We start from the raw sequence: 21,495 nt of genomic DNA, 5'->3' as shown, positions 1-21,495 counted from the left end.
AACACGGAAGTTAAGCTCTTCAGCGCCGATGGTAGTCGGGGGCTTCCCCCTGTGAGAGTAGGACGTCGCCAGGCGGATAGGTCATTCCCAATGGGGGATGGCTTTTTTTGTTTGTTTTTTTCTGTTCAAGGGGTTAGTTGGCTGCGGTTGAGTGGAAATTATGGCTATTTCCGGTGAGTTAAGAGGATGTATGATCGCTTGCGTGGGAATATGAGCGGTCCCGGGAAGTTATGATCGCTTGCATGGAAATATGGGCGGTCTCGGGAAGTTATGATCGCTTGCATGGAAGTATGGGCGGTTTCGGATAGTTATGATCGCTTGCATGGAAATATGAGCGGTTTCGGATAGTTATGATCGCTTGCATGGAAATATGGGCGGTCCCGGATAGTTATGATCGCCTACGTGGAAATATGAGCGGCCCGGGAAATTATCACATCGCTGCATAAGGACATGAGCGATGAAATTTCCCATTTATCAATCCCATATAGCCCCCTCCTCTCCATCCTCATATCCTCTTGCCCCTCCTCGTAATATGAGAGAGACTGTTCACATGCAGAATCTCATGAAAATGGGGTATATTGGGTATGGAGGTGAGTAGATGATAGTCGCAGTACGGAACGTGATCATCCGTTTTTTTAATGAGCGTTTTTTCGATCAGGCTGCACAAACAGCGTATTATTTGTTGTTGGCTATTTTTCCGTTCCTTCTGTTTCTTCTCTCCCTCCTTAGTTTGCTCCCTGTAAATGAAGAAATGATCTTAACCTTCCTCAGTCCATTTGTACCGGTGGAGGCATTTAATTTAATTGAGGCGAATATAAGTGTCATCCTTCGTAAAAGGCAAGGGCATCTCGTCTATACAAGTCTCCTTTTGGCATTTTGGATTTCTTCTGTTGCCGTCCAATCATTGGCTCGCTCCCTTGATCTGGCGAATGGCTCTTTCCGTCGCTATGCTTTTTGGAAAGTGCTTATCCGGGATTTGGGCATCACTTTTTTGTTCATGCTGGTCATTTCGTTATCGCTGTTTCTCCCGCTCATTGAAAAGGCACTTCATGAACTGGTGATGTATTATGATACGATTGAACAATGGCAAGGTTGGATGTATGTGTGGCCGAGGATCCGATGGGGGCTAGGCACCGTTTTCTTGTTCCTGTTCTTCATGCTGTTCTATAAAGTCGTACCCACCCACAAAGTGAAATGGAAGCAGACACTTCCGGGCACGATCTTTTCTACATTCGGTTGGCAGTTATTCTCCATCGTGTTTGGAGAGTATGTAACCAATGTGGATTATACCCGGCTCTATGGCCAGCTTTCAGGTATTATTTCACTTGTCATTTGGTTCTATATGACGGCGGTGATTTTGCTGATCTCCGGTTTGTTGAATGCAGAATTTCGAAAGAGAGGTCGTTTGGTTTGAATAAAATACTTGTAGTAGACGACGATCCAAATATTTTAGAACTCGTAAATATTCATTTGGCGCAGGCGGGATATTCAGTTATGAAGGCGTCCAATGGGGAAGAAGCGTTACAACTTGCAGAAACCGAACTCCCCGATTTGGCGGTCGTTGATGTCATGATGCCGGGGATGGATGGCTATACATTGACCCAAAGACTACGGGAGGAAGATCTCCCGGTTTTATTATTGACCGCAAAAGGCGAATTGGAGGATAAAGAGCGTGGATTTCTAGCAGGATCGGATGATTATGTAGTTAAACCGTTCGAACCGAAAGAGCTGCTGTTCCGGATACATGCGATTTTGCGCCGGTATGACAAGGTGGTCGATGCTATAATCCAGGCCGGTCCGCTGAAGATCAATCGACAAAGCTACGAAGTGTCCGTCGGGAATAAAGTATTGCTTCTTCCTTTAAAAGAATTTGAGCTGCTTTCGGTCTTAGCGTCCCGTCCCAATCAAGTCTTTTCCCGCGACATCTTATTGGAGCGAGTGTGGGGCTATGACTATGAAGGAGACGAACAAACGCTTAACGTCCATATCAAACGCCTACGGGATAAGTTGGAGAAGCTGGCGGATGAGGTCCAAATCGCTACGGTCCGTGGAGTTGGGTATAAACTTGAGGTTTCATCGTGAGATCACTCTACGGTAAATTCCTATCTTTTACGATCGGCATCATGATGACCAGTGTGCTGATCGCATTCCTTGCGGTAAATACATATTATCACCACCAACTAAAAGGCGAAAATGATGCAAAGAATATGGAAATTGCGGAAAGTATCGCTTCTTATATTGGAACAACTGAGGGAGTGCATCTCGACAATTATTTGGAAACTCTCTCCGCCGCAGGTTATAAGCTTTTTCTTGTCAATGAAGAACAAGAAGTAAAACGATTTGGAGCACCGTTCCGTGACGAAAACCTACCGCAATCGGCAATCAATCAAGTATTGGGTGGGAAGCCTTTTCACGGAATGCGAGATTTAAAGACCGAAACCTTTGTTACCGGCTTTTTTTCGGATGAATTGGCCAATACAGTCGGTGTTCCGTTTACGTATGAAGGGATCGCCTATGCGCTTTTTCTTCGCCCTGATATCAAGCTGCTATTCACCGAGGTGCATACACTATTAGGTGGGATGGTTATAGTTATGGCGATTGTCAGTTTGCTCTCCATGTTGATTGTTGCGAAAAAATTGATCGAGCCTATAACAAAACTGACCGAAGCGACCCAAATGGTAGGGGAAGAGCAGTTTTCGGGAGTTGTTGAAATTCATCGCCGGGATGAAATCGGTCAGCTGGCGCAAAGTTTTCAACGAATGACAGAACGACTGGGGGAGAATGACCGGATCCGTAAAGAATTTATCAGTGATGTATCGCATGATTTTCAGACGCCTTTATTAAATATTAAAGGGTATTCCGAGCTTCTTCTAAATCAAGAGCTACCAGTCGGGGAGCGTGTCAGTTATGCAAAAGTAATTCAATCGGAGACAGAGCGTTTGTCTTCATTGACCAAACAATTATTGCTACTCACATCCCTAGACCAATTGACGTCGCCGCTAAAGTTGAAACCTTTCCGGCTAGATAATCAATTTAAAGAAGTCATCCGAAAATCCAGATGGCTGCTCCAAGAGAAGGGAATCTCGCTCTCAATGGACATCGATCAAGTGGAATATAGGGGCGATCCCGCATTCCTCGAAAAAGTATGGGAAAACTTGCTGTCCAACGCTTTGAAATATACAGGAGACGGAGGCGCTGTGGACATAGAGCTGACAGATGGACAGGATGCTGTGCGGGTTTCCGTCCATGACACGGGAATCGGCATGAAGGAAGAGGATATAGAGCGTATCTTTGACCGCTTCTTTCGAGCCGATCATTCCAGGACGAAGGAAGTTGGGGGGACCGGCCTTGGCCTTTCGATTGTCCATCAAGTGGTCAAACTCCATGGCGGATCAATCGATGTAATAAGCGAGGAGGGCATCGGTACGACAATCATCGTCGAGTTGCCAAAGTTGTAACAGGCAGTTAATGTTCCGTTCATCTTGGGTGTTTAAGATATAGATATAACTTAAATAACTAGGAGGAATTTAACATGCAGGAAAAATGGAGTTTGCGATTAATTCGCATTGCTGCAATCTTTGGTTTGATTGGTACGGTGCTCGGATCTCATATGGCGGGAGCCGGTTCGTATGCGTTCCGTCCGATCCATGCCCATATTTTGTTGGTCGGTTGGTTATCTGTGTTCGCATGGGGTGTGTTTTATAGGGTGTATAAAGTGCGTGCCAAAAAATTGATCACGGCCCATGGTTGGACGGCAATTATCGGCTCCATCGGCTTGACTGCCGGAATGTGGCTCCAATTCATGAAGCCATTCGGGGTGAATCCGACACTAGCCCTGATCCTGTACATTGTAGGTGGTACAATTTTGCTAATCAGTTTTGCCTTATTTGTGTTAGTGACATTTCTCACTGAAAAAGAAGGGAAACGGTGATGGCGAAGAGTAAACGATTTTGGTGGATCTCTTTTGGGATCTGGGTTTTATTGGCGGTCCTCTTATCAGGTTTCGCACCAGGCGCGAACGAATTCGTCGTTGCGAATAAAGATGCCGGATTGCCGGAAGATGCGGAGTCCATCATCGCGGATCGGCAGCTCGAGAAATACTTCCCGCAAGACGGCGGACTTCCATTATTCGCCGTTTTCCACAACGTGGACGGCTTGACTGATAAGGATACGCTGCAATTTGCAGAAGCGTTGGAGGCATTGCAAGCAAATCCCGAATTTGACGACGTGGAAATCCTCCCCTTGACGGAACTGCCTCCACAAGTGAGAGCGACGTTCCTTTCAGAGGACGCCAAGACTTTCTTCGCGCCACTTACCTTGCCGGTAACTCTCGAAGGCAATGATTTACATGATCTTGTCGTGAAAATTAAGGAAGAAGTGACCGTCTCGGATGAGGTGGAACTGTCCTGGACCGGACCGGCGGGTATTGCGGCGGATGCGGTCGAATTATTTAGTCGGGCGGATGTCGTCCTGCTACTCTCGACAGTCGGCTTGATCCTGGTTCTTCTTCTGCTCATCTATCGATCGCCTTTGCTGACATTCATCCCGTTGATCGGAGCGGCGATCGTATATGCTGTCGTCGATCGGGTCATCGGATTAGCGACGGAGGCCGGCTGGTTTGCGATTGACAGTCAGGCCGTCTCTATCATGACAATTTTATTGTTTGCTGTTGTCACGGACTATTCATTGCTCATCTTTTCCCGTTATCGCGAAGAGCTGAAACGGCATGAATCGACCCATGCTGCGATGCGTGAGACGATGCGCCACGTAAGAGAACCGATTTTCTTCAGCGGCAGCACGATCGTTCTCGGCGTCGCTACGCTTTTCTTTGCCCTCTATGAACCATACGGGAATTTCGCACCAGCGTTTGCCATTGCGGCTGCTGCCATGCTTATCGCTGGGCTGACGTTGCTGCCGGCATTGTTTGCCTTAATCGGTAGAAAATCGTTCTGGCCGGTCATTCCGAAGGTTGGAGATGCACAAGAGGAGAAGAAATCGGTTTGGGGTAAAATTGCGGAACAAGTGACGAAACGGCCACTCTTTTTCTTGGTCCCGATTGGATTATTACTCGTTTTCGGTACCTGGAACATTACCAATTTGAAAGAGTCGTATGACTTGATCGAATCCTTCCCGGAAGATTTGTCCTCCCGTGTCGGCTATGAACGCCTTGGCGAATCCTTTTCAGAAGGAAGCTTGGCTCCAGGAACCTTGCTCATTGTGTCCGGCCAAGAGTTAAGCATGGAAGAGACGATGGCAGCAATTGAGAAGTTAAAAGAAATTCCGGGAGTGGACAGCATATCTGCCCAAGGCAATCCAGCGTCGGAGGACGGAAAGAATGCTAAATTCTCTATAGTTTTCGAAGGAAATCCATATGATCCGACCGCGTTTGCCGCGGTGAATGAACTGCGGGCACAAGGAGAAACCATCCTTCAAGAGGCTGGCCTTGCTGACGCCCAGCTTTTCATTGCGGGTGAAAGTGCGAAGAATGCGGATCTCCAGGAGATTAATAAACGGGATTCGATTGTCGTCATGAGCATTATGACGGTGTTAATTTCCATCATGCTTGGATTGCAGACGCGTTCCATCGTGGCCCCGATTTATATGATGGGGACGATTCTCTTATCATATGGCGCAACGCTTGGACTATCGATTTTCCTATTCGATGTCTTCTTAGGGCTCGATGCGATCAGTTATCGTATTCCGTTGTATGCGTTCGTCTTCTTGATTGCGCTTGGTGTCGATTATTCGATTATGCTGATCGCGCGTGTACGAGAAGAAATGAAATCGATGCCGTTCGAAGAGGCGGTTAGAAGAGGAGTCGACAAGACGGGAAGTGTCATCAGTTCGGCGGGGCTCATTTTGGCGGCGACCTTCCTCGTCTTGGCCACCATGCCGATCAATGAATTGAAGCTGTTCGGCTTCATCATGGCGCTCGGTATTCTGATCGATACATTCATCGTCCGGCCGTTGCTCATTCCAGCCATCTTAGTGTTGCTTGGCAAGTGGAGTTTCTGGCCGAAGCGGATGGGATAAATGAAAAACGTCACTTCCTTTAAAGAGGGATTGGCGTTTTTTGTCCGTCGTTCACTCCGGACGGGTCATGTATTCTATCGTACGTTGCAATCCTTCCCGATAAGAAGTACGGGGAAGCGGACCGATTGCTTTTTCATATTTTGAGCCATCCAAAACGACCGGCTCTTCATTCAAATAGAACATTTCCACCATTTCACGCATGTCAGCTTTGAAGATGCCCAAGAACCGGATGAGATTTTTGGATACGGTCGAAACCCGTTTATCATATCCGGTAAGTTCCCGGATAAGGTTGACGAGCTCATTCCCCGTAATGACATCAGAGGCGGGGATATTCCAGTTATGGCCGTAGGAGTTGTCGTGCAGTGCCAAGTTGACGACAGCTTTCGCTCCGTCTGGTGTGTAAATGAACTCCCTTGCAATGGTTTGATTCCCAACGAACATCGCTTTTTTATGCTCTACGGCATTCTGTAAAGTGAAGTGCAACAGCGTATTTTCGGCGTTCGGGCCATAAAAATCGGGAAAGTGGGCAATGATGGTTGGCACGTTTTCTTGTTTGACGAGCTGCTCCACCTGCAAGCGGATCTTTCCCTTTTTGGTATTTGGTTGTTTCGGAGTATTTTCTCTCACTTTGGCCCCGTTCGATCTTCCATAAGCATAAATATTCTCAACCAACACGAGCTTTGTTTTATTATAATCTGCCGCCTTTAGGACATTTCCAATGAAAGGGATTAGTTTTTTCTCCCATTCCGGGTAAGGAATATTAGCTGCTTGAAAAATGACATCCACATTTTCGGACGCGGATATGACATCTTGCAAATTGAAAATATCTCCGGTTTGGATCGTAATGCCTTGTCGACCATCATATAATTTCTTCAGCTTCTGCTCCGAGCGGGCGAATGCGATCACTTCCACGCCCCGGTCGACCAATTCATTGACAATCGAAAATCCCATTCCTCCGGATGCTCCCAAAACTAGTACTCTTTTCATACACATACCCCCGATTAGTTATTTGACCACTGTTCAAATGAAGTGATAAAAGAAAGCCAATAGCTGGCTAACTTTGAAATATACCCTTCGACAAAAATTGCACGTGTGCCTTCGCCATGTCCGCGACGTCTTCGTATTGAAGGACGTGGCGCAAATAATGTGTGACAAATCCATGCAACGATAAAAAAATGGACCAAACCTCTTGAATGGAAAGTTGCTTCCCACATAAACTATGCACGGTTTGAGCAAACAATTCATACGTTTCGTTCGGACTTTGGTTGAGGTAGTCCCGCACTTCCTCGTCTTTGATTAAAAACATAATTTCATAATGGCTTTGATGGTTTAAACCGAATTCGATGAAGCCGAGCAAGACGGCTTCCAGCTTTTCCGGCGGCGCAAGAGAGGCCTCCATGATTTCTTTCAGCTTACGTTCCAGCATATTAAAATGCTCTTCCACGAGGGCGTAGAACAGCTCCGCCTTGTTCGTAAAGTGATAATAGATGGCACCGTGGCTATAGTCGAGTTCTTTAGCGATTTGTCGCATGGAGACGTGCTGGTACCCTTTCACAATGAATAAGTCCCTAGCTGCATCCATGATCATCTCACGAGTCAGATCACGTTGTACAGATTTTCGAGATGACATAGTACCTCCTTATTTAACCACTGTTCAAATAAATAATAGCGTGTTTATGGATGAGTGTCAATCTGGAAATTAGAACCTACTTCAAATAAAGGAGGCGGTCCTCTCATTCGGAGATCTCGAATCCTTTATTCGTAACTTTTAATGATCCTCTCACCGTCTTCTAATATATTACGAGTACAGTAGAAATTGATCATAGTGTTTGGAGGAATGTTTGGATGAAAATTGTAATTGTACCTTCGGGATTTAAAGAGTGTTTAGATGCTGAGGAAGTGGCTTTAGCAATGGAACATGGGGTGAGACGTTTTGATCCGTTTGCCGATCTGGATGTTATACCGATGATTGATGGTGGAGAAGGGTTCGCAAAGACGATTGTGAACATTAAAGGTGGAGAATTAATTTATAAAAAAGTAACGGGACCAGTTGGTGAGAAAATTAATAGTCATTTTGGTATTTTTGTAGAGAATGGGAAACGGACGGCTGTAATTGAAATGGCAGCGGTAGCAGGATTAAAACTCGTACCGCGTAATCAAAGAAACCCTTTACGAACAACGACTTATGGTGTGGGAGAGCTGATTCGGGCCGCGCTTGATGAAGGGGTTGACAATATATTAATCGGCTGTGGCGATTCAGGCACATCAGATGGTGGGGCAGGCATGGCGCAAGCATTAGGCGTGCAATTTTTGGACAAACGACAAAAAATCGTCGATATCCAGGGTGGAGAAGATTTGATGAAGGTCGAATCGATCGGAACGACTCATTTGGATAGGCGATTACAAGACGTTTCTATAGACGTTGCGTGTAACTGGAAGAACATATTATGCGGAGAAGAGGGCGTGGCACGTGTGTTTGGACCTCAAAAAGGGGCGACACTCAAACAAGTGGAACAGCTATCATGCGCGTTGGAACATTATGCAGCTTTAGTTGAAGAAGCAGTGGGGATGGATGTCCGTTCCTTGCCAGGCAGCGGAGCATCTGGTGGATTGGGTGCAGGGCTCATGGCATTTGCAGGGGCTGTCTTACACCCACGATTCGATATTATTCGGGAATACATAAATATAGAAGAAAAAATTGCAACAGCAGATATCGTATTAACCGCAGAAGGCAGTTTGGATTTTCAAACACCAAATGGGAAAATTCCGGCAGAGGTTGCGCGGATTGCGAAAAAAAATAATACCCCCGTCATCGCGATCACTGGAACCATTGGAAAAGGAGCAGATGCAAACTATAATGCGGGAATAGATGCCTATATCAGTATTATTCAGAAACCGGTAACTTTGGAGAAGGCAATCCAAAAAGCACCAAAGTGGATAGAAGAAAGTACAGCGCTAGTGTTACGGCAGGTTTCGATCGGCTTGGAAATCGCACAAAAAAAGAATGCTAAAGAGAGAGTTTATCAAACATGAACACAACAAAGGTAAAGCAAAATCGAACCAAAACCTGGACACAACATGTCTCCATAAAGACAGTCGTGATTTGTAGCCTACACGTCCTATTCCTGATCGCAGTCTTATTGATCGATGCTCTCGACTACCGTGCAAAGGTCTCCTTGTTTGCGTTTTTATCCGCTATGACGTTATGGATCACAACGAAAATTCCGGCTGGGTTTGTAGCAATTGCACTCATTGCGTTCATCATTGTCATGAAGGCGGGAAAACCGGATTTGCTGTACCATTCACTTTCCGAGGAAGTGGTATGGCTCATGATCGGTTCTTTCATCATTGGTGAAGCAGTGAAAGTATCCGGGCTGGCGGAACGTTTAACACATTCCATATTGAGTCAGTCGAATCGAAAGGGCGATATGCTCTATGGATTAAGTTCAATTTTATTTGCATCCGCATTTTTCATTCCTTCCACCTCGGGTCGAGCCGCATTATCCATGCCGATCATTCAGCAGATGAGCCAAAAGTTTTCGAATAAAGAACAAAGTGTATTGGCGATTTTAGCGCCCGTTGTCATCTTGATGAGTACATCCGCTACTTTAATAGGCGCGGGATCCCATTTAATCGGAATCGGTTTAATGGAAAGTACGGTCGACCAATCCATTTCCTATTTCCAATGGTTTGTATGGGGAGTACCCTTTGCTATCGTCATTACATTTCTATCGGTTTTCATCATAAAATGGATGTTATGGCCAAAAGATGGAGTACAGGAAATAGAAGCTGACCAAACGGAAGATAACATCATAGGGAAAAAACAGATGAATGGAAAAGAAAAAAAGACTGTCGTTTTGGTTTTGTTCTTAATAGTGGGTTGGATGACGGAAAGTATACATGGCTATGATATAGCGTTTATCACGATGATAGGCGCCATCCTACTCATGATGCCCCGTTACGGTATCATCAGTTGGAAACAAGGTATGAATGCGGTGTCCTGGAATTTGATTCTCTTTGTAGCTGCAGCAACTGCACTTGGAAAGGTGTTAGTGGATACGGGGATAGTCGAATGGATTGAACAAGAAATGCTACATGTTTTGCATTTATTTATAGATGCTCCAGAATGGCTTATTGTATTGATTATCTTGCTTGTTACCGTGACAAGTCATTTGTATATTACATCACATACCACACGTGCCATCGTCTTTATTCCAGGATTATTATTATTTAGCAAAACAATAGGGGTTGATCCTACAACCGTTGTTTTTCTAAGTTTAATCGGCATGAACTACTGTGTTACAGTTCCGGTCAGCTCCAAAGCATTGCTTCTTTTTTATGAGGAAGGAAAGATTTCATACAATGCTGGCAACCTGTTAAAAATTAGCGCTATATTGATGCCTCTTTATATACTCGTCATGATGTTATTCTATTTTTCTTATTGGCAGTGGGCGGGGCTGCATTTATAAATCTAAATACGGGAAGGGGCTGTGTCGGACTTACCGGCCCGCCCCTCCATTCATTGTAGGAATTCCAAATTCAATTTTCCTTCCACCAATGCCAACCTGGCGTTGAACGCATTACCGTTATTGGCGACAAAGCCTTTGATCAATTGGGTTTTTCCGGTCGTGCAGAGAAGCTTGACTTGATGGGGCGTCAGCTTCTTCTTTAGAAAAATGCCGGGAAATGTCTGTTTACAGCCGTTTTTGTAATTGCTGCAACCGTAAAAGCTTTTGCGAGCGACAATCATCCCTTGTTTGCATTTCGGGCAAGGAGCCACTTCCTGCGGTGCATAGGACCGTTTTGATGAACGGTTGGCGGCAGGGGGAAGAACAATGTCGACCTTTTGGGCTTCCAATTGTGGCGGCACCTCATCTAGCAGCTTTCGGATGAACTTTGCAATATTATCTAGGAAATGTTGGCCAGTACCTTCTCCATTGCCAATTTTCCGCAAATACGCTTCCCATTTTGCCGTCATGGAGGGGCTTGCGAGCAAGTTCCCTTCAATCGCCTGGCACAGGATACGCCCCTTATCGGTAATGGAAACGATATTTTTTGTCACAGTAATATAGCCATGCTTTTTAATCGTCTCGATGATGCCGCTCCGTGTCGCTTCAGTGCCGAGCCCTTCCACTTCTTTCAGGATTTCCGTTTCTTCCTTATCCTCCACCAACTTCCCGCATGTTTTCATCATGGCAATCAGCTGGCCTTCCGTGTACGGTTTAGGCGGCTGGGTTTTTCCTTCTTTAATGCCGATGTCGCTTCGGACAGGTTCCTGCTCCCGAAGCGGCGGCAAGGAAGGTTCGTCTTTCTCTTCCTGCGATTTTTGAAATAAAGCCTTCCATCCCAGATCCCGTTCCGTCTTCCCGGTTGTGAAGAACGGCAATTCATTCACGGTGGTCGTCACTTTTGTCTCCGTGTATAAATAATCGGTATGGAACATGGCAAGTGTAGTGCGGACCACTTCCTCGTACAGATTGCGTTCCAACAGCGATAGTTTAGCGAGCGCGGCTTGCGTGGGGACCTTCTTCGTCGGGATGATGGCATAGTGCTCTTGCACTTTCGAGCTGTCGACGAAGCGCTTTTTCGGCGACAGGGAAGCGACTGGGAATGAATGATTGATGAGTTGCTGATATTCATTTACTTGCGCCGCCAAATACGAGAATTCATTCGGTGTAATATGCCGCGCGTCGGTCCGCGGATAGGTAACAAGTTTTTTCTCATAAAGACCCTGAGTGATTTTCAAGACATTGGCAGGACTCGTCTTCCAGCGCCGGTTGGCCGTTGCCTGCAAAGTGGACAGCGAATGGAGCTGCGGCGGCGGAATCCGTTTGTCAGTGTGAGTGACGGAGCTGATGACGCCGGGTGTGTCAGGGCGGATGCCGTGCTTGGCCAGAAGCTCCTGAATGATCTCCCGTTTCGGTTCTTTGGCCTTCGCCTTGCCTTTATAGGTCCCGTGTTCTGCTGTAAAGTTTGCTTCAATTTCGAAGAAAGGCTCAGACACAAACGTTTCGATTTCCCGCTGTCGTTGGTAAATGAGGTAAACCGTCGGCGACTGAACACGACCGATTGGGAAGACTTCCTGGATTCCTTTCGCCTTCAAGAGGAGCGTATACAACCGCGATCCATTCATCCCGACAAGCCAGTCGCTGATTTGCCGGGCTTTCGCCTCTTCGTACATTAGGAGGTCCTTGCGATTGTCGCGCAAATTAGCGAACCCTTTTCGTACCTCATCGACTTCGAGCGAGTTGATCCACAACCGCAAAATCCGCTGGTTCCTGGCCCCCGTTTGATAATAAATGCTATAGAAAATGTTCGAGCCTTCGCGATCCACGTCACAAGCATTGATGACCGTGTCCGTCCCGCGAATGAGCTTCTTCACTACTTGAAACTGCTTGAATTTCCCTTTTGCCACTTGAAACTCGTATCGGTCCGGCAAAATCGGCAGGCTTCCGAGTGTCCATCGATTCCAGCGTGCGTCATATGCTTTCGGTTCCTTCAGTTCGACGAGATGACCGACACCCCATGTGATATAGGCGCCTTTCGGGAAAATCGGACACGGATTAATTTCCAAATAGCCTTCGTGGCGGCGTACAGAAAAAGCGTCTGCATATGCTTTCGCTTGCGATGGTTTTTCGGCGAGGATGACGGGTTTCATGAGGACACCTCTTTTCCTAATAATAGAAACATTAGTTCTACTATTATCGCATAAACGTGAGAGGTTTTCTAATGTAATTCCGTTGGGGGCGGGAACAAAAAAGCAGACACGCGGTCTGCTTTCTGCTCATCACATATCCGTAACATATCCATCCGACCCAATTGAAACATTCCAAATTGATCCGATTTTCTTCACATTAATCCGAAGGCCATCTTGCTGATAATACTCTGAACGAACCGGTTTCTCGTATTCAATCACAATCGTGCCTTCTTTCTTGCCGGTAAGGCGGGCAGTGAACAAGTTCGTGCTAGTATCTCTCGTAATGTCCGCAATCTGCTCATAGTCTTTCGTCACGATCTTATGCTTTCCTATATCTTTCGATGTGCCTTGCTTATACATCGCGGTATGTTCTTCCCTCAATGATTTTACGTCATAGTAAAAATGTGTTTCCTTGGAGATAGCTTCAATTCCATAGCGCGATTCCACGCCGCTTTCGAAGCGTACAGTGGCAATGTACTGGCCAGGCTCGTCGATATCGATACAGATATTCACATAATCACAAGTTGTAAACGCTACATTGTCGGACAGTTGCTTTCCGTCCATTGTTGACAACGAAATGTTTTGGGCTACTTCCCTGTTTCCGAATATCCTATCATCCTCAAAGTTGATGTACGGAGTGTCGAGTTGTACGGACGTCGGCAGAAAATCGCTCGTTTCTTCAAGCGTCAACTTCAACTCGCCATTCTCTTTTTTCACATGCACATAATATTTTTTGTAGTTCTCCGCATCAAAGAAGTGCTTATCTGCTACGATGAATGTTCCCGTTCCTTCTTTTCTAGGAATCAACTGGATTTTATTGCCCTGGTAGCCATTCTTCCATTCCACCATAACCACATCGAATAGATTAGGATTCACTTCAGTTCCCATGACGAAGAATCGACTCCAGCCAAAGTCCTCCGCTTTGAGCGTCACTACATTCGTCGGTTTCGCCTCTTCCGTCGCTTTAATCATCTTAGCCGCCTGACCTCTTGTGATCGGGTTATTCGGGCTAAATGTATTGGAAGTCGTTCCTGAGGTAATGCCGAGATGGTAGATGATCAAAATATTCTCGTAATGCGATGAATCCCATTTCGACCCGATATCTTTGAACGGATTCTCTCCGTACTGGCGGGGCAAATCAAACGCCTTGACCAAAATCGAAGCCATCTGTCCTCGCTTGATCGGATCATTCGGTCCGTAACGCCCGTCCGCATAACCTCCAATAATCCCTTCCTGCGCCATTGCGGCAATCGCTTTGTAGTAACCATTCGCCGTCGAAACATCTTTAAATCCGGGATCCTTGACATTCTCCGTATCCAACTTGATCATCTTCGCAATAATCGCGGCTGCCTGTCCTCTCGTGATGGAATTCCCCGGCTTGAATGTGCCGTCCGGATAGCCTCCGATCATATTGCGTTCCGCCAGATCATTGACCGCTTCTGCGAAATGCTTTGTTGGCGGCACGTCTTCAAATAGCTGTTTGCTTGCGGCGTTGCCGGATATAGGCAAACTACAGGCAAGCATCAGTGCACCGAATACGGTAATCATTTTTCTCTTCATATGGTTTCCCCCTATATTTTACTACTGGGTAAGCGACCTACAGACGGAGATATTCAGAAAAAGTTTCAATAATTATTTCAACAATTTTGGTGAGTGGATTGGATTGTTTTTGTTTTTCAATGTGCTAGAGCGGATCAGCAGCTGTCCGCCCTGTCACGACAACAAAAAACCAGCATGTAAAAAATGATCTAAACGATTACAAAACTATGGCCTGGCAAGGAGCGCAGGGAGTGAGCGTCGTATAGTAAGTTTTCTAAGTAAAGCAAGTTAATTGACGATAAGTTCCTGTTGATTTAAGGTTATATTGAATTCGAGATTATTTATATCGAGATATATCGATTCGAAATTATTAAAAAGGGGAATTTTTATTATGACAACAAGCACTCTAACGTCTACAGATTTTTACACAGCACTTAAAGAAAGACGTTCCATTTACGGAATCAATAAAAATGTACAAGTATCAGATGAAAGAATCCAAGAAATTGTTGAATTTGCCGTGAAACATACGCCTTCAGCTTTCAACTCACAAACTGCTCGTCTAGTTGTACTATCAGGCGAAGCACATAATAAATTGTGGGATATTACAACCGAAACATTAAAAAAAGCGGTTGGCGATGGAGATTTTTCAGCAACTCAACAAAAAATGGATTCCTTTAAAGCAGGTTATGGAACTGTATTATTTTTTGAAGATGAAGCGATCGTTACATCACTTCAAGAGCAATTTGCCCTTTATGCTGACAACTTTCCAATTTGGTCAAACCAAGCGTCAGGTATGTCTCAATTAGTCGTATGGACAGCGTTGGATTCAGAGGGATTAGGAGCATCTTTACAGCATTACAATCCGCTCATTGATGATGAAGTGAAAAAAGAATGGAATATCCCTGACCATTGGAAACTGATTGCACAAATGCCATTTGGTAATCCAACAGCTCCAGCAGGCGAAAAAGAGTTCCAACCACTTGAAAACCGCGTGAAATTTTACAAGTAAACAAATTTGATTAATAAAAGAAGTTCAAACCAGTTACCTTAACCGGAACTGGTTTTTTTAATGAGGAAAGTCTCTCCATATTGATTTAATCAACCGTTATTTGAGGAAGGGGAGCTTACGCTAGGGGATAAGCAGGTTCGCCCTCGCTTTGCTCAAACGTTTCAATAAACTTTTCAAGTGTGGAGGTTAAATACGCGTCTTTTCGTCTAATGAAAACAGTATTGATTTTACTGTATTTTTCGGGCAAATAATGACATGTGACAAGGCCTTTTTCTTCTAAATGGGAAACGGCTGATTTCGGAACGAACGTAATGCCAAGCCCCATCGAAACACTCCCTAATATTGTCTCCAAGGTGCCGAACTCCATCACTTTTTGTGGCGTGATGTTTTGATCTTTGTACCATGCTTCCAGTCTTGCCCGGTACCCGCATCCTTCGCTGAAGCATAGGAACGGCTCGTTTATTAATTGCTCCAGCGATGTTTTCGTGTTGTCTGATAGTAAGACCAGTTCTTCTTGGAAAACATCATGGGAAACCAGTTCAGGATGTAGGTTGATTTCTGTTATGAATGCACCGTCTAACTGATGATTTAATACATCTTTTTGGAGTTGTTCGGTAACGCCTGTGAAGAGTGATAAATCTACGTTCTTATATTTTTTGCTATAGGAAGATAGGATGACCGGTAACTTAATAACTGTTTCAACGGATCCGATTTCCAATTTTCCTGCCGGTTCTGTTTTACTTTGGACGACTTTTTTCATTTCATTGGCTAGCGATAGGATTTTCTCACAGTAGACGAGCAGTTTTTTTCCTTCAGGCGTTAACGTCATTCCGCGATTGTGGCGGTTGAATAGAGCGGTGTTCATTTCAGCCTCAAGCTTTTGAATTCGTGAAGTAATATTGGATTGTACATAACGTAATTCTTTTGCCGCTTCCGTAATCGTCCCTTTTTGCGCAACCATTTGAAAAATCTCCAAATCTTTAAACTCCATAATAGCATCCCTTTCAACTTCATTTCCTTCTATGGTATCACTAAATGAGATGTGAAACATCAATAATGTTCATTTTGAGAGATATCGAACTTGTGATTTAATGATATATAGAAGGCAATTGAAGGAGACAGGTTTCATGAAGAACAAAGTATTTTTGGGTGCTATGTTATGTTTGATTTCAGCAATCTCCTGGGGCGCCATGTTTCCAGTTGCGAATCACGCGTTTCAATCTATCGATCCATTTTATTTTACAATCTTCCGGTATGGACTTGTAACAATCATCTTACTCGTATGGCTGTTATGGAAGGAAGGCAAACAAGCTTTCCGTTTTGAAGGTAAAGGTTGGTTGCTTTGGTTTTTCGGCACCATGGCTTTTGCGGTTTATAATTTGCTGATTTTCTGGGGACAAGACTTAATGGGCGATCCGGGGACGATGGTAGCTTCCATTATGGAATCCTTAATGCCGATGATTTCCATTGTCATTGTCTGGATGCTAGTAAGACAACGACCTCCTGCATTTACGCTATTTTGTGTGTTTGTCGGGTTCGTCGGCGCATCGTTAGTCGTCACAAAAGGTGATGTAGGTGCCTTTTTTACAGCGAAAAATGACATGCTTCCTTCTTTATTTATTTTCATTGCAGTCGTAGGATGGGTGATCTACACGATGGGAGGCAGCCGATTTAGTCAAGATGGATGGTCTGCTTTGCGTTATTCAACGCTAAGTTGTTTGCTCGGAACGGCTACCGCAGTTGTTGTCGTTATCGGCGTGACGCTATCCGGATATATCTCGTTTCCAACCATGGAAACCATGGTGATTACGAGCCCTCATATTGCGTTCATGGTGATCTTTCCAGGCGTCATTGCCTTGGTCGGATGGAACTATGGCGTAAGTGTCATCACCCCGCTAAATGGATTATTATTTCTTAATTTTGTACCCGTTACGACATTGGTTATCCAAATTATTCAAGGTGCAGGCATCACTGTTTATGATACGGTTGGGACCATTTTCATTATCGTGGCCTTGCTTTCAAACAATATTTACCATAGGTTGCAGCAGAAAAGCAGGGAGCCGAGAGAAAGTTTCAAAGGAAGGTTACAGGAAACGTAGTCATAGTGAACAAGCAATAACCCCGTTCCAGGTTTAGGACGGGGTTAAAATATTGCCTATTTTATTAAGAACAGTTTATCAAGTTAACGGATAGTAACTCACTCCAATTCTCTAGCTTTCTGTGTATCTCGTACATTTTTCTGAACGGTAATCGCGGCAAATATACTTAAAACAAAAGCCATGCCATAAAACCCTTTTTCACTTAATACAATACTTCCTGCATTGTACAAACCGATGGCCATTAATAAAATTGAGATAATGAGGGCAAACCAGCTAATCCCATAATAAATGTTCGTCACGGGTATGCCTTCATCTTTATCCCGAACCGCTTTTTGTAAAGAGACCGATGAATAGAGTCCAAATACTAATATGGCAAAGTAATATCCTTTTTCATTCAGTTCCATCGCTGCATTATATAAGCCTAGGAGATAAGCCGACACACCGATTACCAGCGCAGCCAAGGAGGCTCCTTTGAAAGCTGGAGTAGGTTCTCCAAATTTTCTTTCCACTTTCACTATTGGATCATTTCGCTTTTCCTTATCCAATAAATCATCGATGCCATTAGACATGGAATGTTCCCTCCCCTTTAGACAATCATATCCAAAACAGTATGAATCGGCAATATATTTAGAACGGTCCGTCTATTATGAACCAAGCCGTTTCAATATTCAGCCTATGCTGTATATTGGTAAACTAGTATCATCTGAATACGTTGAATAGGGGGAATTGAAATGAAAATAGCCATTTTATCGGACATCCATGAAGGGTTGAATCGTAAAAAAACGCAAACGGATATCCTTGATGTAATAATTAGATGGATTGGAATTCATTCGCCGGAAGTATTTATTATTAGTGGTGATATGACAGCTAAACCTGAAAAAGCGCTTGCCCATTTGAATCGACTCCAAAATGAATGTCCACAAACCAAGTTTTTATTTGTACACGGAAATCATGACATTTATGCCGGAGACTCAATACATGCCTATCAAACATTACTGCAGTTCCCCGGAAATTTAGGGAATGGTCCTGTACAACTGACGGACGACTGGGTCATTATTGGCGATGGCGGTTGGTATGATTATAGTTTCGGGATGCCTGAATATACGGATGAACAGTTCACAATTGGTACTTTCAAAGGCTTTACTTGGCCTGACAAGCAGTTTGCAAATTGGCAGGGAACGGATATCGAAGTGACAAACGGTTATGTGCAAAAACTGACGCATTGGTTAGAAGAGAATCGGGAGAAAAAGATTATTATGGTGACACATACGGTTCCTTTCGAACGTTATATACAGTGCAAAAATGAACCGGAATGGGACTTCTTCAATGCAATGATGGGGAGTCAACAGTTTGGGGAATTGGCCGTGAAATATGGCGTTAAGAAATACATATTCGGCCATATTCATACCCGGTATCATGAAGTTTATAAGGGGATTGAGATGATCTGCAACCCACTTTGCTACTTCCCGGAGGAATGGAATAGCCATTCCCCCGAAGCAGAAGTCTTTTCTACAATCAAGGTAATTGAAATTTGAGTCAGCAATGAATTTCTTATCATGAAATGTCATTGAGTGCCAAGTCCTGCCACTGCCGCCATTAACCGGATAACCTTATTTTTAACGAACACGAGTCTCTGGATTGACTCCTAATCCGGTAGCATTTACAATGAACACATAATAAAATATTCAACTTCCTTTAAGGGGAGTAGCTATACAGCAAAGTCGTCAATACGGGACTACAATCCCCGGCTCTGTTGACAACTACAGTTGTTTGCGAGACCTTACCGATTATTTGGTGAGGTCTTTTGTTTTTTTAGAGGCGATATGACCAATAATTGGACATATCGCCTTTTTCATTTTGAACGTATTGGAGGTCAAACTTTGCAAACCTATCAAGCGCTTGCAAATACAGTTGTTATCAACACGGAAAACCGTTTAATCCGCTATGATGATTCGTTACAGCATATTGGGACAGGAAGAAGTGCATTTGTGTTTCGGATCAAATCCACAATGAAAGCAATGAAGGTGTATTTCCCGGCTTTTGCTTATCTGGCCAAAGAGGAAACCGAAATTTACCGGAGACTTCAAGATCTCACGTATTATCCATCAGTGTATGAGTCAGGACCGAATTATATCGTGATGGATTATATAGAGGGCCATACACTTTTTGAATGCTTGTCTTGTGGAAAAATCATAACGTCCGCCCATATGAAAGAAATCGATCATGCCCTATCCTTAGCAGCTACCAGGGGACTGAATCCATCTGATATCCACTTGCGCAATATTTTCATCACGGACGCCGATGAGATTAAAATCATTGACGTTGCCCGTTTTAGGCAAACGAAGCATTGCAGGCAATGGCAAGATATAAAAAAGGCTTATGAAAAATTGTACTGCAAACGTTTATTTCCAAAGAAGGTTCCTGCTCCATGCCAAAATATCATTGCGAACCTTTATAAAAAAGGGTGCATACCAACGTATCGAGCTTAAATGACTGTTCCAAGAAAGAGGGGAAAAGAATGATGATGGAATCTAAGGTACAGTTAATGGAAGAGCTAAAAAAAGTAGAGGAATGGGAGAAAAATCAGAGTGATTTATGGTTTTGGGAGAAGCTGGGACGCTTGCCGTTTAAGCTAATGGATAAATGGACGCCGGATTACATTCAACGTAAAATAGGAATTCTCCTAGATGAGCTAGGCCAGTACATTCAAACAGGGGGGAGTTATTTGAGCTCCGTCTCTAAAATTTCTTCTTACTACCCTGGCATGGATGTGAGTACGTTAGAACAAGTAGAAAAGCTTCCGGTTTCAACAATGGATGCAGCCGTCAAACAAATAACGGGGAATCGGAAAAGGTTGGCAACGGTACAAGGCGCAAGTACCGGTATTGGTGGTGTTTTCACATTAACAATCGACATTCCGCTATTGCTTAGTTTGCAATTAAAAACATTACAAGACATTGCAATTTGTTATGGTTATGACCCTAATGTGAAAGAAGAACGTTTGTTTATTATTAAATGTCTGCAATATGTGTCTGCCGACATTGTAGGCAAACAAGCCATTTTGGCTCAATTATCCCAATTTGATTCACCGGATGATGCTTCAAAGCGGGAAATCCTCTCTGAACTCCAGGGTTGGCGTGAAGTCTTTTTTTCCTATCGGGATCAAATTGGCTGGAAAAAGTTTTTTCAAATGATTCCGATTGCAGGCCTCGTGTTCGGTGCTTTTATTAATCGTTCCGCAGTAAATGACATTGCGGAAGCAGGAAAAATGCTTTATCGGAAAAGGAGAATTATTGTTAGGCTGAATGGAAATAAAGAGTAATATGTAGGAAAAACCCGTATTTTGAATAGAGCTCAAAATACGGGATTTTTTTATGAATTTTTCCATTATACGTTGAATAAAGCACCATCGATAGTGATGGGGCAGAAGCTACGCATATCAACGTTAGACGATAATAAACGGTTCGCTGGCATACGAAGATTTATTTTTATTTAAATTAGTCACTTGACTAATTTAAGTTATCATTATATAGTAACTTACATAAAGTAAGCAACTAGCGAATGGGGCGTGATTGGAGATCGTACGAGTTCAATCAGAATAGGAAGAAATTTCGCTGAGGCGTAATGGAATTAAAAATCATAAAAAGAGGAGAATGAATTATGGTGCGAAAATATGAATGGAGTTTGTTGATTCTTCGAGTCGTTTTAGGAATCACGTTCCTAATCCACGGGATTGCAAAATTTCAAATGGGTCTTGGTAATGTAGCAGGTTGGTTTGATAGTATTGGAATTGTAGGATTCTTGGGTTATATTGTTTCTTTCATTGAACTTTTCGGAGGAATTGCTTTACTTTTGGGAATTGGAACTAGAATATTCTCGGCGTTAATTGCGTTCGTCATGATTGGGGCTATCTTTACAACAAAATTATCTGTCGGTTTTATGGGAAATGAAACAGCAGGTTATGAATTAGATATAGCTTTACTGTCTATAGCAGTTGTTCTTTTAATTAGCGGAAGCCAGTTGTTTTCATTGGATCATAAGCTGTAACCGTCAAGTAGTTTTGGACACTTTTTGCTCGTTAAATTTGGACACTTTCCGCTTAAAATAACGTCTCCCGA

General features: G+C 43.9%; 19 protein-coding genes. 13 read left to right on the top strand and 6 right to left on the bottom strand.

What is annotated here, in order from left to right; genetic code table 11:
- Positions 1 to 598: 598 nt before the first annotated feature.
- The 5 genes from AB1K83_RS17895 (at position 599) to AB1K83_RS17875 (ending at position 6,033) form a co-directional block, all read left to right on the top strand.
- Positions 599 to 1,414: a YihY/virulence factor BrkB family protein gene (locus AB1K83_RS17895; protein WP_413059567.1), complete on the top strand. Its 816-nt coding sequence runs from the start codon at positions 599 to 601 to the stop codon at positions 1,412 to 1,414.
- Positions 1,411 to 2,082, top strand: a complete 672-nt coding sequence (locus tag AB1K83_RS17890) for a response regulator transcription factor (RefSeq protein ID WP_413059566.1) — start codon at positions 1,411 to 1,413, stop codon at positions 2,080 to 2,082. The genes AB1K83_RS17895 and AB1K83_RS17890 overlap by 4 nt, the downstream gene beginning before the upstream one ends.
- A complete protein-coding gene (locus AB1K83_RS17885) occupies positions 2,079 to 3,458 on the top strand; it encodes a sensor histidine kinase (protein ID WP_413059565.1) in 1,380 nt (459 codons plus the stop codon). The genes AB1K83_RS17890 and AB1K83_RS17885 overlap by 4 nt, the downstream gene beginning before the upstream one ends.
- Positions 3,459 to 3,532: 74 nt before the next feature.
- On the top strand, positions 3,533 to 3,931 hold the full coding sequence (locus AB1K83_RS17880; RefSeq protein WP_413059564.1) for a hypothetical protein: 399 nt from the start codon (positions 3,533 to 3,535) through the stop codon (positions 3,929 to 3,931).
- Positions 3,931 to 6,033 carry an MMPL family transporter gene (locus AB1K83_RS17875; RefSeq protein WP_413059563.1) on the top strand — a complete coding sequence of 701 codons (2,103 nt, stop codon included), beginning with the start codon at positions 3,931 to 3,933 and terminating at the stop codon, positions 6,031 to 6,033. The genes AB1K83_RS17880 and AB1K83_RS17875 overlap by 1 nt, the downstream gene beginning before the upstream one ends.
- A 51-nt stretch (positions 6,034 to 6,084) precedes the next feature.
- Here AB1K83_RS17875 and AB1K83_RS17870 read toward each other — a convergent pair whose 3' ends face one another.
- Both AB1K83_RS17870 and AB1K83_RS17865 read right to left on the bottom strand, forming a co-directional pair.
- Positions 6,085 to 7,020, bottom strand: a complete 936-nt coding sequence (locus AB1K83_RS17870; RefSeq protein ID WP_413059562.1) for an SDR family NAD(P)-dependent oxidoreductase — start codon at positions 7,018 to 7,020, stop codon at positions 6,085 to 6,087.
- Positions 7,021 to 7,087: 67 nt separating this feature from the next.
- Complete coding sequence (locus tag AB1K83_RS17865) at positions 7,088 to 7,663, bottom strand: TetR/AcrR family transcriptional regulator (RefSeq protein WP_413059561.1); 576 nt, start codon at positions 7,661 to 7,663, stop codon at positions 7,088 to 7,090.
- Positions 7,664 to 7,878: 215 nt separating this feature from the next.
- Between AB1K83_RS17865 and AB1K83_RS17860 the strand changes: the two genes are divergently transcribed.
- A complete protein-coding gene (locus AB1K83_RS17860) occupies positions 7,879 to 9,066 on the top strand; it encodes a glycerate kinase (protein ID WP_413059560.1) in 1,188 nt (395 codons plus the stop codon).
- Complete coding sequence (locus AB1K83_RS17855; protein ID WP_413059559.1) at positions 9,063 to 10,502, top strand: SLC13 family permease; 1,440 nt, start codon at positions 9,063 to 9,065, stop codon at positions 10,500 to 10,502. Before AB1K83_RS17860 ends, AB1K83_RS17855 begins: the two co-directional genes overlap by 4 nt.
- A gap of 50 nt (positions 10,503 to 10,552) precedes the next feature.
- Here the strand turns inward: AB1K83_RS17855 and AB1K83_RS17850 are convergent, their stop codons facing one another.
- Both AB1K83_RS17850 and AB1K83_RS17845 read right to left on the bottom strand, forming a co-directional pair.
- A complete protein-coding gene (locus tag AB1K83_RS17850) occupies positions 10,553 to 12,691 on the bottom strand; it encodes a DNA topoisomerase 3 (protein ID WP_413059558.1) in 2,139 nt (712 codons plus the stop codon).
- 129 nt (positions 12,692 to 12,820) lie between these two features.
- Positions 12,821 to 14,290: an S-layer homology domain-containing protein gene (locus AB1K83_RS17845; protein WP_413059557.1), complete on the bottom strand. Its 1,470-nt coding sequence runs from the start codon at positions 14,288 to 14,290 to the stop codon at positions 12,821 to 12,823.
- Positions 14,291 to 14,660: 370 nt separating this feature from the next.
- Here AB1K83_RS17845 and AB1K83_RS17840 point away from each other — a divergent pair, with 370 nt between their 5' ends.
- Positions 14,661 to 15,278, top strand: coding sequence for a nitroreductase family protein (locus AB1K83_RS17840; protein WP_413059556.1), 618 nt, complete (start codon positions 14,661 to 14,663; stop codon positions 15,276 to 15,278).
- Positions 15,279 to 15,393: 115 nt separating this feature from the next.
- Here the strand turns inward: AB1K83_RS17840 and AB1K83_RS17835 are convergent, their stop codons facing one another.
- Positions 15,394 to 16,269, bottom strand: a complete 876-nt coding sequence (locus AB1K83_RS17835; protein ID WP_413059555.1) for a LysR family transcriptional regulator — start codon at positions 16,267 to 16,269, stop codon at positions 15,394 to 15,396.
- Positions 16,270 to 16,405: 136 nt separating this feature from the next.
- On the opposite strand from AB1K83_RS17835, the gene AB1K83_RS17830 reads away from it, so the two are divergent.
- A complete protein-coding gene (locus AB1K83_RS17830; RefSeq protein WP_413059554.1) occupies positions 16,406 to 17,377 on the top strand; it encodes a DMT family transporter in 972 nt (323 codons plus the stop codon).
- A gap of 98 nt (positions 17,378 to 17,475) precedes the next feature.
- On the opposite strand, the gene yiaA is transcribed toward AB1K83_RS17830, so the two are convergent.
- On the bottom strand, positions 17,476 to 17,946 hold the full coding sequence (gene yiaA / locus AB1K83_RS17825) for an inner membrane protein YiaA (RefSeq protein ID WP_413059553.1): 471 nt from the start codon (positions 17,944 to 17,946) through the stop codon (positions 17,476 to 17,478).
- A 162-nt stretch (positions 17,947 to 18,108) separates the two neighbouring features.
- Between yiaA and AB1K83_RS17820 the strand changes: the two genes are divergently transcribed.
- From AB1K83_RS17820 to AB1K83_RS17805, 4 genes are all read left to right on the top strand, one after another.
- Positions 18,109 to 18,912: a metallophosphoesterase gene (locus AB1K83_RS17820; protein WP_413059552.1), complete on the top strand. Its 804-nt coding sequence runs from the start codon at positions 18,109 to 18,111 to the stop codon at positions 18,910 to 18,912.
- A gap of 345 nt (positions 18,913 to 19,257) precedes the next feature.
- Positions 19,258 to 19,866, top strand: coding sequence for a protein kinase family protein (locus AB1K83_RS17815; protein WP_413059551.1), 609 nt, complete (start codon positions 19,258 to 19,260; stop codon positions 19,864 to 19,866).
- A gap of 32 nt (positions 19,867 to 19,898) precedes the next feature.
- A complete protein-coding gene (locus tag AB1K83_RS17810; RefSeq protein ID WP_413059568.1) occupies positions 19,899 to 20,699 on the top strand; it encodes an EcsC family protein in 801 nt (266 codons plus the stop codon).
- A 338-nt stretch (positions 20,700 to 21,037) separates the two neighbouring features.
- On the top strand, positions 21,038 to 21,424 hold the full coding sequence (locus tag AB1K83_RS17805) for a DoxX family protein (RefSeq protein WP_413059550.1): 387 nt from the start codon (positions 21,038 to 21,040) through the stop codon (positions 21,422 to 21,424).
- Positions 21,425 to 21,495: the final 71 nt, after the last annotated feature.

Source organism: Sporosarcina sp. 179-K 3D1 HS (assembly GCF_047228905.1).
GTDB lineage: Bacteria > Bacillota > Bacilli > Bacillales_A > Planococcaceae > Sporosarcina.
Note: the sequence above shows the minus strand (reverse complement) of the source record. Positions and strands in the feature narration are given on the sequence as shown.

Excerpts from the sequence above, each read along its gene's own strand:
- AB1K83_RS17880 (WP_413059564.1), top strand. The coding sequence starts at position 3,533 with ATGCAGGAAAAATGGAGTTTGCGATTAATTCGCATTGCTGCAATCTTT.
- AB1K83_RS17895 (WP_413059567.1), top strand. The coding sequence starts at position 599 with ATGATAGTCGCAGTACGGAACGTGATCATCCGTTTTTTTAATGAGCGT.
- AB1K83_RS17875 (WP_413059563.1), top strand. The coding sequence starts at position 3,931 with ATGGCGAAGAGTAAACGATTTTGGTGGATCTCTTTTGGGATCTGGGTT.
- AB1K83_RS17870 (WP_413059562.1), bottom strand. The coding sequence starts at position 7,020 with ATGAAAAGAGTACTAGTTTTGGGAGCATCCGGAGGAATGGGATTTTCG.
- AB1K83_RS17810 (WP_413059568.1), top strand. The coding sequence starts at position 19,899 with ATGATGGAATCTAAGGTACAGTTAATGGAAGAGCTAAAAAAAGTAGAG.
- AB1K83_RS17835 (WP_413059555.1), bottom strand. The coding sequence starts at position 16,269 with ATGGAGTTTAAAGATTTGGAGATTTTTCAAATGGTTGCGCAAAAAGGG.
- AB1K83_RS17865 (WP_413059561.1), bottom strand. The coding sequence starts at position 7,663 with ATGTCATCTCGAAAATCTGTACAACGTGATCTGACTCGTGAGATGATC.
- yiaA (WP_413059553.1), bottom strand. The coding sequence starts at position 17,946 with ATGTCTAATGGCATCGATGATTTATTGGATAAGGAAAAGCGAAATGAT.
- AB1K83_RS17840 (WP_413059556.1), top strand. The coding sequence starts at position 14,661 with ATGACAACAAGCACTCTAACGTCTACAGATTTTTACACAGCACTTAAA.
- AB1K83_RS17860 (WP_413059560.1), top strand. The coding sequence starts at position 7,879 with ATGAAAATTGTAATTGTACCTTCGGGATTTAAAGAGTGTTTAGATGCT.
- AB1K83_RS17845 (WP_413059557.1), bottom strand. The coding sequence starts at position 14,290 with ATGAAGAGAAAAATGATTACCGTATTCGGTGCACTGATGCTTGCCTGT.
- AB1K83_RS17830 (WP_413059554.1), top strand. The coding sequence starts at position 16,406 with ATGAAGAACAAAGTATTTTTGGGTGCTATGTTATGTTTGATTTCAGCA.
- AB1K83_RS17855 (WP_413059559.1), top strand. The coding sequence starts at position 9,063 with ATGAACACAACAAAGGTAAAGCAAAATCGAACCAAAACCTGGACACAA.
- AB1K83_RS17805 (WP_413059550.1), top strand. The coding sequence starts at position 21,038 with ATGGTGCGAAAATATGAATGGAGTTTGTTGATTCTTCGAGTCGTTTTA.
- AB1K83_RS17850 (WP_413059558.1), bottom strand. The coding sequence starts at position 12,691 with ATGAAACCCGTCATCCTCGCCGAAAAACCATCGCAAGCGAAAGCATAT.
- AB1K83_RS17820 (WP_413059552.1), top strand. The coding sequence starts at position 18,109 with ATGAAAATAGCCATTTTATCGGACATCCATGAAGGGTTGAATCGTAAA.